Source organism: uncultured Flavobacterium sp. (assembly GCF_963974175.1).
GTDB lineage: Bacteria > Bacteroidota > Bacteroidia > Flavobacteriales > Flavobacteriaceae > Flavobacterium.
The window spans coordinates 157630-172721 of sequence record NZ_CAXBBR010000004.1 but is presented as its reverse complement, the minus strand read 5'-3'; the positions used below and the strand labels follow the sequence as shown (position 1 = coordinate 172721).

Genomic DNA, 15092 nt, shown 5'->3' with positions numbered 1-15092 from the left:
TTTAATAGAAATCGACGTTTATCGCAACCTTAATTGCTCTATATTGAGCAACTGAATCAAAACTATTCAACATTTTCTGAATAATATTCTTAGTACTTACTATTGAAATATTAGTTGGAATCTTGATGATTATTGTTCTGATATACTCATTTCGTATCCTGTTTATAGCCGGTTCTTCCGGACCTAAGACTGGTATATTTAGATTTTGGCTTATTACCTGATACAGCCACATAGCACCTTCCTTAAGTTTATCAAAATCACGATGTTTTAGAGTGATTTTGATAATCCTGAAATACGGTGGGTATTTATAAATTTGCCTGTCATATAATTGTTCCTTATACATTCCTGCATAGTCATTATTAGTGACCTGTTGTATCGTGTTATGATCAGGGTTATAGGTTTGAATAATTACCTTTCCTTGCTTCTCTGATCGTCCTGAACGTCCAGACACTTGTGTCATCATTTGAAAACTTCTTTCAAAAGCCCTAAAATCCGGATGATAAAGCATATTATCGGCATTCATTATCCCTACTAAACTTACATTATCAAAATCAAGCCCTTTAGCTAACATTTGTGTTCCCACCAGAATATCAACTTCCCTGTTTTTAAAACTATCAATGATTTTTTCGAATCCAAATTTACCGCGAGTGGTATCCTGATCCATTCTTCCTATTTTATTAGCAGGAAAAAGGCTTACTAATTCTTGCTGTATTTGCTCTGTTCCAAAACCTTTGGTGGTTAAATCAACACTAGAACAGCTGTGGCAATGAGTTGGTTTAGCTATCGAATAGCCGCAATAATGACATCGCAATTGATTCTTGTGCTTATGATAGGTCAAACTCACATCACATTGCTGACAGTGCGGCACGTGTCCACAGGTCATGCATTCCACGAGAGGAGAATACCCTCTTCTGTTTTGAAACAAAATCACTTGTTCTCCTAATGCAATTGCATTTGTAATTCCTTCTATTAGGGTATCACTAAAGTGACCTTTCATCCTTTTTCGAAAATATTTATCTTTTAAATCAACCAGCTGAATGTCTGGCATCATTACGTTGCCGTACCTTTCTTTGATTTCGACCAAACCATATTTATCTGAACTGGCATTAAAATACGTTTCAATACTTGGGGTTGCCGAACCTAGTAAAACTTTAGCTTTATGGAAATTTGCCAACACCACCGCAGCATCCCTAGCGTGGTACCTGGGGGCAGGATCTATTTGCTTAAAGGTTTGCTCGTGTTCTTCATCTACAATTACGAATCCCAAGTCGGCAAATGGCAAAAACAAGGCCGACCTCGCTCCTATTACTATTTGTGCTTTTTCAGAATTTCGCAAAACTTGACTCCACACTTCGACCCGTTCATTATTGTTGTATTTCGAATGAAAAACAGCTACTTTATTCCCGAAATAAGCTCTTAACCTTCCTACTAATTGAGTGGTAAGCGCAATCTCCGGCAACAGGTACAAGACTTGCTTTCCTGTAACGAGATATTCCTCTATCAGTTTAATATAAATCTCTGTTTTTCCACTGGAAGTCACACCATGTAAAAGACAAACTTCTTTTTGGATAAAACTATCTCTTATCCCATAAAAAGCATTTTGTTGTGCAACACTTAGTTGCAAATCCCTTTCATTGGTTTCTCCGGTAAAATTAACACGATCCTCTTGAATATAGTAGTCTTCAAATATTTCTTTTTCAATTAATACTTTTACAATTGCCGAGGTAGAATTAGCAGCCTCCACCAGTTTTTTTACGGTAAGAGGTTTCTTTTCGGAAGCGATTAATTGAAAGTACGTTAAAACAATTTCTTTTTGCTTGCTAGCATTTTTTAACGTTTCCAGTAATTCCCCTAGCCCCTGATTGGACTCGTATTTAGAATGCAAACGAATGTATCGCACTAATTTAGGTTTATAACTTTCAAGCATTTCTTCCTGAAGCACTAATATGTTTTTGTCAATTAGTTTTTGAATGACAGGAAAAATATTTTTCTTGTTTAAAATTGAAGTGATATCCTGAACCTTAAGCGACGATTGCTGTTGCAATGCCTGATAAACTAAAAACTCATCATCAGAAAGATCACTTTCATCAACGAAAACATCTGTTTTTTGAGAAATTACAGTTTCGCTTTCTAATATTAAAGCACTTGGCATCGCACCACGATACACATCCCCGATGGCACACATATAATAAGATGCAATCCATTGCCAATGAGCAATCTGAATTTCGGTTACTATAGGACTTTCATCAAGGATTTGATGAATTTCTTTAGCGTCGTATAATGTGGGTTGATTCTGATGAGTCTCTACTACCAGCGCAGTATAAATTCTGCTTTTTCCAAAAGGAACCGCTACTCGCATTCCTTTCTTTATATAATTATACTCGGATTCAGATATACTATACGTGAAAGTCTTGGCAAGAGAAAGCGGTAAAATTACTTCGGCAAAAAAAAACATTCTTTAGGTATTGGGTATTAATTAGTTTAGTTGAAAATAAAAATTATTTAACTCTATACCAATATTGGGTTCTTCCCAATAAAGCGAAGCCAATATAACCGCGTACTTTAAGCTTGTCTTTTGATTCTAACGTAATGAAACATTTATATATTTTTCCGTTTTTAGGATCTAATATTTTCCCTGAGTTATATTCGTCTCCATCTTTTTTAAGTCCTTTTATCACTGTCAACCCTAACACTGGCTTATTTGTATCTTCTCCTTCACAGTCAACACAGCGGTCTTTTCTATGGCTTGCGTCAAAGATCTCAAGTACTCTTCCGTAAATTTTTCCTGATTTTTCATAAATTTCAACAACCGATTTCTCCTCACCGGATTGATCATCAATAGTCTTCCATTTTCCAATGACCCCTTGACCTTGAGCATAAAACAATGTTGAAACAAATAACAATACTAATGTGATACTCTTTTTCATAATTTATTTACTTTTTTTATAATTCCCATAAAGAGAAAACTTTTTTTTAAAAATTACAGAAGCGCTGCCTATAACTAATCCATTTTTCAGCTTGAAACCGCCCAATTTTTATCAAACTTACTATAAATTTACCGAAAAACATTTAGATTAATTCAATATTCTTTTTTCTTTTTAGGTTATTTATCGCGGCATTTAATTCAAAGCCAAGAAGTAAAATCATACAGTTAATCCAAATGTAGAACATCACAATTAACAAAGTACCTATAGAACCATAAAGTTGATTGTACTGCGAGAATTGGATAACCCAAATTCCAAAAAAGTAAGAAATAATGATGGTCAAAACGGTAGTAAAAACAGAACCAACTGATATGAAAGCCCTTGTTTTATCGTGCTTTGTTCCAAACTTGAAAAGTATTGAGGTCGTAATCAAAATCATTGTAATTAAAAAACCGTAACGTCCCATAACAATTAATGGAATTTGTTCATTTAATACTTGATGAGCCGTTAGTTTATGAATAAACACCTCAAAAACAACAATAATACCTACAGTTACCAATAGCAACATTGATAAAAAAACTGACATTCCTACAGCAATCAAGTATTGCCGGAAAAACCCTCTTTTAACCAGTACATGCTTTGAATTTTCAAACCCCCCTAATATTGCATTTAACCCATTAGCCATCAAGAAAATAGACAATATAAAACCCGTTGACAGCAAACCAGAGTGACTATTATGAAGTATGTCATTAACAATGTTTTCAATCGCATAATACGTATTAGGAGGAACGCCTTCTGATACAAATTTTAAAAAATCCTGTTGAAATCCTTCAATCGGAATATATGGGATAAGATTAAGAATAAATAGTGCAAAAGGAAACAAAGCCATAAAAAAACTGAATGCAATAGAGCCAGCCCTGTTAGATAAAGCGCCTTCAGCTATACCGATGACGTACAATTCCATTAATTCATAAAGAGACAAACCTCCTAACCAACTTAACTTTACCCCTTTTATATAACGAGCAAAATTACGCAGTACCGGGATTCTATCAATTCTTTCTTCAATTTCGTGACTCATTGTATTCAGGTTGCAAGTTTCGGGTATCTATGTCTATTAGGTTACAAAACAATTACTTTAAATCGCTTTTAAACTTAAATCCATATTATAAACAGAATGCGTTAAAGCACCCGAAGATATGTAATTCACTCCACATTCAGCATATGCTCTTAAGGTTTCTTCATTAATATTTCCCGAAGATTCTGTTAAGCTTTGATTCCCAATAAAGACTACTGCTTTTCTCGTCATTTCGTAATCAAAATTATCCAACAAAATCCTATAAACGCCTCCACAGGCAACTATTTCTTTTACCTCGTTTAAGTCTCTAGCCTCGACAATGATCTTTAAATCCAGTTGTTTTTCCTTTAAATACGTCTTAGTTTTGGATATAGCCAAAGCTATTCCGCCTGCAAAATCAATATGGTTGTCTTTTAGCATAATCATATCATATAAAGCAAAACGGTGGTTCTCGCCGCCACCCAATTTCACAGCCCATTTTTCGGCAACACGAAAACCAGGTGTAGTTTTACGGGTATCCAGGATTTTAGTATTCGTTCCTTCTAGTAATTTGACATATTTGTTGGTTTTAGTAGCAATGGCTGACATTCGTTGCATTGAATTCAATACCATTCTTTCTGCTTTCAGGATAGATTGCGAACTACCTGAAACATGAAACACTATATCGCCGTATTTCACGGGCGTTCCATCAACTATAAAAGTCTCTATTATTAAATTTGGATCTACGTACTGGAATATCATTTTGGCAAATTCAACACCTGCGATAATCCCGTCATCTTTGACTAATAGTTTTGCTTTGCCTTCTGCCGAAGCAGGAATACAAGCCAGCGAACTATGGTCGCCATCGCCTACATCTTCTCGAATGGCATTTGCAATTAGTATCTGTAACTCGTTTTGAAATTGTGCTTCGCTAATCATCTTTCTCAGAAATTTATATAATGCTAAAGTAGGTAATTTTTGTCAAATTGAAAATTGGTTTCCCTATTGATGTGGAGTTCCCGATATTTACAAAGCTTGAAGAAGCAAAACAACCACATATAGAAAAGCAGTCGTCATATGACTAATAAACTGCAGATTACCTGAACCCTAATTTTAATAAAAATAGACTAATCAGCTAATAATCAACTTTTAACAATTTAAAAAATACAATTCTATCTTTAGACCATTAGTAAAATAATTCTTATATTTGGAAAGATGATAAATACTGAAGCCCACGGCTCGAAAAAAGTTATGAACAGCTAAAAGAAGACGAGTCAATTAAATATAGAATGAATAAAAAAACTCAAAATGAAAATACCCAATACTGTCTACCTAATATTAGCAATTATTTCTTTTCTTATTTTTGTTGACTCCTTATTTGATAAAGGTTCAGCGCACGAATTACTTTTCTGGAATGCCAATATTTGGGTTTACCGGCTATTTAGATTATCAGTTGCTTTACTGTTTTTTAAAATTTATTTTGACAAAAGAAGGAGTATTAAAACAATAAAAACAAAATGAAATCAACTATCGTAATTTTTATCGCATTTATCGTTCTTACTTCCTGTTCAGGTACAGATGTTAATGTTTCAGAGACTAATTCTCAAGGAAAATGGGAATTGGTAAAAATGAGCGGCAGAACCCTGAATTCTGAAACTTCCGGCGCTGCTATGGAGTGGCAGGAATTCTATTTACTTAATGACAACAGTACTTTTACTAAGTCTAGAACCCGAGATGGCAATACTTCTAGAAGTACAGGGACGTATAAAATCACAATTAGCGGTACCGAAACTTATTTTGAACTTACTTATTCATCCCAAAGTGACATCATTGGTAGCTGTTACGGTAATTTAAAAGAAGAACTTTATTTCGACAACGCTGATGTCTTAGTGAGTACTTGGCAAAACTGCGACGGCCCACGCTTGGAATATAGAAAAACAAAATAGGTGTTATAGTTTATTACTATACACTTACAAATAAGATTTTCGCCTTTTTTAATACTTTAAACTGCAATTAATCTTATTCCAAAGTAACTTTCTGTTATAAAATTATCTTTATCAATTTGCTATCTATCTTTCATAAAATTACTATTCACGTTATTACGCTACAAACCCTTCTCATATTATTATCCTTAATATTTATATTGTAAAACAATCTCCTTTATTTAAAATCTGATTTCACTACCCTAATATATTCAACAGCAAAATCATCTATTTACATTAAAATTTTAAAACGTTTATTATTTCGTAAAAAGCATTAAAGAGGCTAAAGAAAGCTTTTCGTAGCTATTGTAAGAAAACCGTAACGACGAAGGATTTTAGTTATTTAAAGAAATAAATATTAATTTAGTCCCAAACCTTCAATTTATGAAAGAAAATGTGCTTTTTGCAATGAATCGCCTTAGAGAAAAACTATGGTTTAGACCATTGATTTTTTGTATGCTTTCCATCTTGGGAGCACTAATTGCACAAGTGGCTGACAGTACACGTCTTCATGAATTAGTTCCTGAAATAAATACAGAATCCTTAGAAACATTACTACATACTATTTCATCGAGTATGTTAGTAATTGCCATTTTCGCCGTGGGCTCAATGATTTCTGCTTTTTCGGCAGCCAGTAACACAGCCACTCCTCGCTCTTTTAAACTAATCATTGCCGATGACGTTTCTCGAAACGCACTTTCTGTTTTTATAGGTTCGTTTATTTATAGCATTGTGGCCACGGTAGCGCTAAAAAATGGCTATTATGGTGTCGCAGGCAACTTTACTTTATTTGTTTTTACACTACTGTTTTTCGCATTAGTTATTCTTACTTTTTTACGATGGGTGGAGCGTATTTCGCGATTGGGACGCATGGGCCACACCATTAAATTAGTGGAAGATGCTACTGCAAATGCGATAAAAAACCGACTAGCATCACCTACGCTAAACGGAATAGTTATTAATCCAAATCAAGAAAAAGGTACAGCCGTTTATGGTGAATTTACCGGTTATGTCCAGCAAATCTACCTGTCTAAACTACAGGAAATTGCAGAAAAATTAGATGCGTTGATTACTATAAATGCTATTCCTGGAAGTTTTTCTGCCATAGATCAGCCTTTGTTTTATATATCGTTACAAGAAAGCACAACCACAGAGCAGGATTACAATGATATGAGAAAAGCATTTGTAATAGGTGATATGCGGTATTTTGATGAAGACCCTCGTTTTGGGCTCATCACTTTAAGCGAAATTGCAAGTCGTGCTTTGTCTCCTGCGGTCAATGACCCTGGTACGGCAATACAAATAATCAGCAGTTATGTCCGTTTATTTTCTTTGTGGGCTGAACCACTTGACTCGAAAAAAGCAGAGAAAAAACCATACGACCGCATTGCGGTTCCAGAACTTACAATTGAAGATTTATTTGAAGATGCATTTAGACCCTTAGCTCGAGATGGTGCAGGAAATATTGAAGTGATGATCCGACTTCAAAAAGCCTTTAACAGCGTTTATGCCATCGATAATTCTGCTATAAAAATAGCCGCTATGCATCATTCCTATCAAGCTTTTGAAAGGGCAGAAATAGAAATGAAATTTAATGGAGATCTTAGCCTATTAAAAAGCGAGAGTTTATTTACCAAACAATTATAAAGAAATACTGTTTTTAATACCTTTAAAGGAACTAATTTATGCAGCACCAACCTACTAAACATAATAAAACCGTTTGTCTTTCAATATCCAATCAAACTGTATCGGGTTTTACTATTACAAAAATAAGAACCTTATTGATAGCTATTTTTTTTCTGTTTGCTTCGGTGGTGACCTTATCGCAAAACGATAGCGTCAATAAGCAAAATGATTCCATAAACACTTCCTTGATTCAGGCATTCAACAAAAAACTGTCTATTATTGAAGCGCAACGTCTTACCGATTCCATCAAAAAAGTGGCATTAGAAAAACAACTCCTTTCTTTAAAAACAACCGATAATCTAAAAAAACAAGACCTAGAAAAACAACTACTGGCGTTGCACGAAAAAGACTCGCTTCGCCTTAGAGAAAAAAAAGCACAAATTGACTCGATGCGCCTAACGGCTAAAGGATATCCCGTTCACGGGTTTTTTAATGACACACTATTTCATGTCTATAGTAAATTAGGTAGTTTCTCGGCCAAGGAAAGAGCCGATGCGATCAGTGTTAGGATAACAAATCTTGCTGACCAATATGGTTTTAATACCGATTCCATCAAAATTGCTGAAACAGAAACGACGTTGGATTTAGTGAATGAAGAAAACATTATTATGAGTATTTCTGAAAATGATGCTCTTTGGAATAACATCTCAAAAGAGGAGTTAGCTAAGAAATACAAAGCATTGATCAGTGCCGCTATTATCAAATATAAAAGTGAAACCAGCTTGGCCACATTAGCCAAAGAAATCGGATTAGCATTACTTGTCTTGATTATTATGTTTGTATTAATTTCTTATTTGAAAAAGTTTTTTAACTGGACAGCATTTAAAATTAAATTTCAGGAAGACAAACGAATCCAAGGAATAAAAATTAGGAACTTTATTTTATTTGATGCCAAGCAACAGGTGAATGCATTACTTAATGTCAATACGGTACTTAAGTGGTTGTTAATCGCATTACTCGTTTATATAGCATTACCCATTCTCTTTGGAATTTTCCCATGGACTAAAGGCTTTGCTTCTACCCTTTTTGGATATATCCTAAATCCGCTTAAAAAGATAGGTCTTGGTTTTTGGAATTATCTACCAAATTTGATTACGATTTTGGTTATTATTTTTGTGTTCCGATACGTATTAAAAGGAATTAAGTTCCTTAAAAACGAAATTGAAAAAGGGAATTTAGAACTACCTGGTTTTTATCCAGATTGGGCTAATCCCACCTATCAAATCATTAGAGTTATTGTATTCGCTTTTATGGTTGTTGTAATTTTTCCCTATCTTCCAGGAAGTGATTCTCCTGTATTTCAAGGCGTTTCTGTTTTTCTGGGTTTCCTGTTTACGTTTGGATCAGCAGGATCACTTTCGAATATTATTGCTGGTTTGATACTGACGTATATGCGTTTGTTTAAAATTGGCGACCGAGTAAAAATTGGCGAAGTGGTAGGTGACGTAATCGAAAAGTCATTATTGGTCACCCGAATAAGAACGATTAAAAACGAAATCATCTCTATTCCTAACTCGACCGTCATGAGCAGTCACACTATCAATTACAGCAGCGATGCGCCTGAGAAAGGGCTAATTATTCACTCCACAGTAACTATTGGTTACGATGTGCCCTGGAAAGAGATGCATCAGGCTTTGATTGACGCTGCTTCACAAACAGCCTTAATTTTACAAGAACCAAAACCTTTTGTGTTACAAACTAGCCTAGATGACTTCTATGTCTCCTATGAGATTAATGCTTATATCAAAGAGCCTAACAAGCAGGCGGTAATCTACTCTGATCTTCATCAAAACATCCAAGATGTGTGCAACGAAAGAGGAATTGAAATCATGTCGCCGCATTACCGTGCTGCGAGAGATGGAAATAGGACCACGATTCCTGAAAGTTATTTGGATAAAGAATATCAAGCACCTCCGTTTAATGTAAAATTGAATAAAGAGTAATTTATTAAGGTTATTTTTTTTATACGTTTAATCGCTTATATTTGCCTCCAATTTATTCTGAATAACACACTTGGCATCTATATCAAGATACCCAAACTGGAATTCAGGTATCCAAAATGAATTCCTTTACTGGAATTTTACCGATAGTTATCGGAACCACAAAAAACAGATACTATGAAATTAATTTATACGCTTCTTTTTTCGGCAATGCTGAATCTAAGCTACTCCCAATCCCCTAGCCTTTATTTAGAGAAAATCAGAAATAATGAAGCTGAACTTACAGCTTTCTTTTCCCAAATGCCAAAAGGCGGAGATCTACACCACCATTTTAGTGGTTCCATTTATGCTGAGCCGATATTGGAAGATGCCATATCTGAAGATTTTTACTTGAATACTACCACTATGGATGTCCTTAAGGATAAACCTGCTACTGGAACATGGGAGAAATTCTCAGCAATAAAAGATCGCGGTGAACTTAGCGTTTACAAACAAAAAATAATGGAAAAATGGTCTATAAAAGACTATAATCATGTGAGCTATCCATCAGACAAATTATTTTTTGAGTCGTTTGGCAAGTTCAGTCCGGCAATTGCGGGGCATTTTGGCGAAGGCTTATTGGAACTAAAAAATAGAGCAATCAAGGAAAACGTGAGTTATATCGAAACCGAATTCTCGACTATCCCTTCTAAAATCAATACCGCTGATCTATTAGGTTTTAATACCCAATTAAGACAATTGGCAAACAACAGAAACGAAAAAGGAGTAAAATCACTTCTTGATTCGCTTTACAACACGATGCTAAAAAGAAATGCAATGGCAGATGCGATGGATTTCAATACGAACTTTGTAACTAAACTACATACCGATTTAAAAATTGACGATGAACGTTTCACGATGCGTTATCAAAATTTTGTATTACGTTTCATGGAGCCTGTTGATCTATTTAAAAATTTAGTCGTCGCTTTTATCTCTGCAAACAACAGTACGCTAATGGCTGGTGTTAATATCGTTTCTCCAGAAGACGGTGAAACGTCCATGAAAGACTACTGGTTGCACATGGTGATGTTCAACTATTGCCATACTAAATTTCCTGATGTAAAATACTCGATGCACGCGGGCGAACTCACCTTAGGACTAGTTCAACCTGAAGATCTGACATCGCATATTAGCGATGCTGTTTATACGGCTGGAGCCAATCGCATTGGACATGGAGTTGACATGGCGTACGAAGCAAAATCATACGAGTTGTTACGTTACATGGCAAAAAATAAGGTGGCCATCGAAATCAATCTAGTGAGTAACGAATTTATTTTGAAAGTCAAAGAAAATCGTCATCCTATCTCTTTATATAGAGCATTCAATGTGCCTATTGTAATTAGTACTGACGATGCCGGAATATTAAGAACTAATATGACCGAACAATATGTTTTGTTGACTAAGAGATACAAAGACGTATCCTATGCTGATATTAAGCAGTACGTGTACAATAGTATTAACTACAGCTTTATACAAGACGATAAGGTGAAAAAACAATTATTAAAAGATCTTGACTTGAGATTTAAAACTTTTGAAGCTAATTTTCCTTTAAAATAGATTCTAATGAATATCAAATTGATCGCCATTGGCAAAACTGATAATAAAGCATTGCAATCCTTAATTGACGATTATACCAAGCGGTTGTCTTTTTATATCAAGTTTGAATTAGAGGTTATTCCAGATATTAAGAATGTAAAAAACTTATCTGAAAGCCAACAGAAAGAGAAAGAAGGTGAATTGATTTTAGCAAAAATATCCCCAACTGACCAATTGATTTTATTGGACGAAAACGGGAAGAATTTCTCTAGCGTTGGATTCTCAGAAGAACTCCAAAAGAAAATGAATTCTGGAGTAAAAACTTTAGTATTTGTAATTGGTGGACCTTATGGCTTTTCTGATACGGTCTACGCCAAAGCACAAGGAAAGATTTCGCTTTCCTTAATGACTTTCTCTCATCAAATGGTCCGTTTATTTTTTATCGAACAACTATATCGCGGATTCACTATTTTGAAAAATGAACCGTATCATCATCAGTAGTGAAAAATGTTCCGTAATAAATCCAATTTCTAAAAATAAATCTTTTTTGAGAGTTAATCGAACATAATTATACCTGCCTTGAAATAATACCTACGGTCTTAGCAATTTAAAAAACTTGCTATGCTCAAAAGGGTGAGCTACTCCTTTGAAGTTGAAGAATACACTAATTGACCAACGGAATAACTTATATAACCTACCTTTATTTCTGTAGCATTCCCGCTTGAAGCTACTAATAGTTCTTGATTTTGTACAGTTAAAAACACCAGTAATTCATGTCCTAATTAGAACCCTATTTGGTTTACACTACCTAGTTCTATTAAACATAACTTGCATAATAATAAACAAAATTACGGGAAGTTATTAACGGTCATTTTAACCGAACTGAATACAATATTTATTCTTGGCAACTCTTGAAGTAGTATTATAGTGATCCTAGGTTCTTACCGAAGTAGTCTTTCTCGACACTTTTAATACTATTTCCTTTTAGTTTCGTATTTGACAGCACTCTTTACTCTTTCTTACATTTAATGACTAGGTAGCACCACTGTATTCATTTGTAGTGTCACTGCTGTTTGTGCTAACATTCTTCCGTTTATTGAAGCTCCAGTTTTTAGATTAATTCCTGTTTTACCTAATATATTCCCTTCAAAATGACTTGTTGTACCTAATGTTACTGCACCAGCAGTTTGCCAAAAAATATTTTTAGACAAAGCACCACCAGCTAACGTAATTCTCACTGCAGAGCTCATATCAAGAGTTCCTGCAACTTGGAATATCCATACATCAGTAGAATTACCAGATATAGTAATATCAGTTGGAATCAAAAGATTACTAGTCCACTTATAAAGTCCTGGAGTAAGTATTTTTCCTCCAATATTACCTGCTCCTAAATTAATAAAATCTGGATTAGGACGCCCTGCGGCATCCGTATAGGCTGTTTGCATGTCACCCACAGCAGTTGTTAAACGCGTAGCATCAGTTATTCTACAATCAATTGGGCCTGCAGCATCAACGGTGTATATCGTTCCTGTCACTTCATTACACTTTAATAAAAGAGCAGCCCCCGTTATTGGACTTGTTCCAACATCACCTGTCACGTCAGATTTATAAACATCTGTAACTCCACTCTTAGATAGAATAACAAAACTTCCAGCAACACCAAGATGTACGTCTTTCAATTCCGAAGATTTAGATTGATCAGCATCTAAATGTTTAGCAGTTGTTTCTTTTGTTAAATTTGCAACCACAGTCTCAGAAAAACCATTTTCCGAATCGCAACTTGATAGCACTCCAACCAATAGCACCGCAATGATTGGTATTATTTTTACTAATTTCATAATGTTTAAATTTAAAAAGTTAATCACTTATTTAAAAATGTTATTACTATAAATTTAAATTTTATATCACTACAAATAAATAAAACCAATTAAACTCGACTAAATGCCATTAGGACAGATTAAAAACGCTTTTAATATCGATTAATCAGCAAAATCCTTACGAAAAGTTAAGTAAATGCATCATGTACGAAAACTTAAATAACTGAAATAAAGATGTTTATAATATCATAACGATGTGGTTTTAGTACAATTGCTCTCTCCGAAGAACTTTAAAAAAGAGGATTTCTGCCTTACAAATTTTGTATTTGTAATTGCTAAATCCGACGGGGTTTAGGATATATTCTACACCAAAGTACAAGAAAAATTCTCCCTTTAATTAATGACTTTCTCACATCAAGTGGGACAGCTATTTCATATTGAACAATTGTATCGCGGGTTTACCATTTTAAAGAAGGAGTGGTACCATTCTCCATATTTTTTAGTTTGCGTTCTTCGATTCGAACATCAAAAAACAAACTCTTGGTTGTCATCAACGCTTAATTTCTTATTTAGTTTTATACTTTTTATAAAAATTTTATTTTGAATGTAAGATCCGTAACTACTGTTTTTATCAAAGCATAATATAAATGGAGTGTCATTTTCTTTTCGCATATTATTAAGGTAGTCTTCTAATATTGCTTTTGACACAAAAGAATCATTTACTTGTATTTTATCTTTATAAAAAGAAATTCTAGGATTTCCAGAAAAAGGCTTCTCCATTTTATAATACACCTTCGTGAAAGGAATAAATGCCATATTCTTCCCGATACTATCGGCATAAGAATAATAATTTTCGGCCTTTTCGTTTTTATGAGCTTTCTCTTGACGCTTTTTCTCTTGCAATATTATCACTTGTGGAATTACGATCCTCAAGGGCAAGCGCTTATCAATATTTAGAATCCAGTTGGTTGTAATGATGCTGTTTTTTCTGTTGACTTCTGCCAAAGTATCTTTGCCATTCGTTCTAAAAAACATATAAATTGGCGAATGATCTTTAACATCAGCGACCATGGTCACATTAGATTTTGGCAGTAAGATATCTTCTTTATTTCCGCAGGACAGTATTATAAAAAGAATAACTAAACTTAAATATTTCATAGATATATATTATTTATTATTTTAAAGGAATATGGAATTTGCATTTCTTTATTCGTGTTTGCATCGAATTGGAGTCATGTTTGTCTCCGACTTATAGATTCATTTTATTCCAAAGTTGCACACATTCCACCGCTTCTTTCACATCGTGAACCCGAAGGATACTAGCTCCTTTAGTTAAGGCTATAGTATTTAAAACTGTGGTTCCGTTTAATGCTTCTTTCGCACTGATATCTAATGGTTTATACACCATTGATTTTCTAGAAATCCCCACTAATAAAGGCACTTCCAATTGTTTAAATAATTCTGTTTTACGCATTACTTCATAGTTCTGGTCCATTGTTTTGGCAAAGCCAAAACCGGGATCAATAATCAAATCGTTGATACCTAAACTCCTTGCCTTATTGATTTTCTCTGAAAAATAGAATAACATTTCTTTGACAATATCATCATAGTGCGTCATACTCTGCATCGTTTGCGGTGTACCACGCATATGCATCATTATATATGGCACTTTATCTTCGGCAATAACTTCAAACATCCCTTCGTCTAAATTTCCAGCCGAAATGTCATTTATGATAGATGCTCCATTTTGAATACAGGCTTTGGCTACTTCACTTCTAAAAGTATCGATGGAAAGTAAGGCTTCCGGAAAATGTTTCAAGATCAATCGAACCGTAGGGATGATTCTGCTCAATTCTTCCTCTTCTGAAACGAATTCTGCACTAGGTTTACTAGAATAAGCCCCAATATCAATGAAAGTAGCGCCATCGCTTATCATTTTGCCGACTTGTGTCAATAATTCGCTTTCGTCATTGTACCTTCCTCCATCAAAAAACGAATTGGGAGTCACATTCAAAATCCCCATTATTTTGGGGGTTGATAAATCGATTAGTCGTCCTTTACAGTTGATTGTCATTAATTATTTGTTTAAGGTTTTCCTTGTTTAAAGTTTTTTA

12 protein-coding genes and 1 pseudogene are annotated in these 15092 nt (G+C 34.4%); 6 read left to right on the top strand and 7 right to left on the bottom strand.

What is annotated here, in order from left to right; all coding sequences use genetic code 11:
• Position 1: 1 nt before the first annotated feature.
• The 4 genes from priA to nadC all read right to left on the bottom strand — a co-directional run bounded on the left by priA (position 2) and on the right by nadC (position 4917).
• On the bottom strand, positions 2 to 2455 hold the full coding sequence (gene priA / locus AAC069_RS08130; protein ID WP_339919978.1) for a primosomal protein N': 2454 nt from the start codon (positions 2453 to 2455) through the stop codon (positions 2 to 4).
• Positions 2456 to 2498: 43 nt separating this feature from the next.
• Positions 2499 to 2927, bottom strand: a complete 429-nt coding sequence (locus AAC069_RS08125) for a DUF2147 domain-containing protein (RefSeq protein ID WP_339919977.1) — start codon at positions 2925 to 2927, stop codon at positions 2499 to 2501.
• A gap of 142 nt (positions 2928 to 3069) precedes the next feature.
• Positions 3070 to 4002, bottom strand: a complete 933-nt coding sequence (locus AAC069_RS08120; protein WP_339919976.1) for a YihY/virulence factor BrkB family protein — start codon at positions 4000 to 4002, stop codon at positions 3070 to 3072.
• A 57-nt stretch (positions 4003 to 4059) separates the two neighbouring features.
• The gene (nadC, locus tag AAC069_RS08115) at positions 4060 to 4917 is read right to left on the bottom strand and encodes a carboxylating nicotinate-nucleotide diphosphorylase (protein WP_339919975.1); all 858 of its coding nucleotides are present in this window, start codon (positions 4915 to 4917) and stop codon (positions 4060 to 4062) included.
• A gap of 578 nt (positions 4918 to 5495) precedes the next feature.
• On the opposite strand from nadC, the gene AAC069_RS08110 reads away from it, so the two are divergent.
• From AAC069_RS08110 to rlmH, 5 genes are all read left to right on the top strand, one after another.
• Positions 5496 to 5924 (top strand): hypothetical protein, encoded by a 429-nt coding sequence (locus AAC069_RS08110; RefSeq protein ID WP_339919974.1) that lies wholly within the window; start codon positions 5496 to 5498, stop codon positions 5922 to 5924.
• Between the two features lie 420 nt (positions 5925 to 6344).
• Positions 6345 to 7607 (top strand): DUF2254 domain-containing protein, encoded by a 1263-nt coding sequence (locus tag AAC069_RS08105; RefSeq protein ID WP_339919973.1) that lies wholly within the window; start codon positions 6345 to 6347, stop codon positions 7605 to 7607.
• A gap of 38 nt (positions 7608 to 7645) precedes the next feature.
• Positions 7646 to 9589 carry a mechanosensitive ion channel family protein gene (locus AAC069_RS08100; RefSeq protein WP_339919972.1) on the top strand — a complete coding sequence of 648 codons (1944 nt, stop codon included), beginning with the start codon at positions 7646 to 7648 and terminating at the stop codon, positions 9587 to 9589.
• A 174-nt stretch (positions 9590 to 9763) separates the two neighbouring features.
• Complete coding sequence (locus tag AAC069_RS08095; RefSeq protein WP_339919971.1) at positions 9764 to 11182, top strand: adenosine deaminase; 1419 nt, start codon at positions 9764 to 9766, stop codon at positions 11180 to 11182.
• A gap of 6 nt (positions 11183 to 11188) precedes the next feature.
• The gene (gene rlmH / locus AAC069_RS08090) at positions 11189 to 11662 is read left to right on the top strand and encodes a 23S rRNA (pseudouridine(1915)-N(3))-methyltransferase RlmH (RefSeq protein ID WP_339919970.1); all 474 of its coding nucleotides are present in this window, start codon (positions 11189 to 11191) and stop codon (positions 11660 to 11662) included.
• A 524-nt stretch (positions 11663 to 12186) separates the two neighbouring features.
• On the opposite strand, the gene AAC069_RS08085 is transcribed toward rlmH, so the two are convergent.
• On the bottom strand, positions 12187 to 12999 hold the full coding sequence (locus AAC069_RS08085) for an ice-binding protein (protein ID WP_339919969.1): 813 nt from the start codon (positions 12997 to 12999) through the stop codon (positions 12187 to 12189).
• A gap of 361 nt (positions 13000 to 13360) precedes the next feature.
• Here AAC069_RS08085 and AAC069_RS08080 point away from each other — a divergent pair.
• Positions 13361 to 13465, top strand: a pseudogene (locus tag AAC069_RS08080) (23S rRNA (pseudouridine(1915)-N(3))-methyltransferase RlmH); the annotation flags it as partial.
• A gap of 38 nt (positions 13466 to 13503) precedes the next feature.
• On the opposite strand, the gene AAC069_RS08075 reads toward AAC069_RS08080, so the two are convergent.
• Positions 13504 to 14136, bottom strand: coding sequence for a hypothetical protein (locus AAC069_RS08075; RefSeq protein ID WP_339919968.1), 633 nt, complete (start codon positions 14134 to 14136; stop codon positions 13504 to 13506).
• A gap of 91 nt (positions 14137 to 14227) precedes the next feature.
• A complete protein-coding gene (gene folP / locus AAC069_RS08070) occupies positions 14228 to 15052 on the bottom strand; it encodes a dihydropteroate synthase (RefSeq protein WP_339919967.1) in 825 nt (274 codons plus the stop codon).
• Positions 15053 to 15092 lie beyond the last annotated feature (40 nt).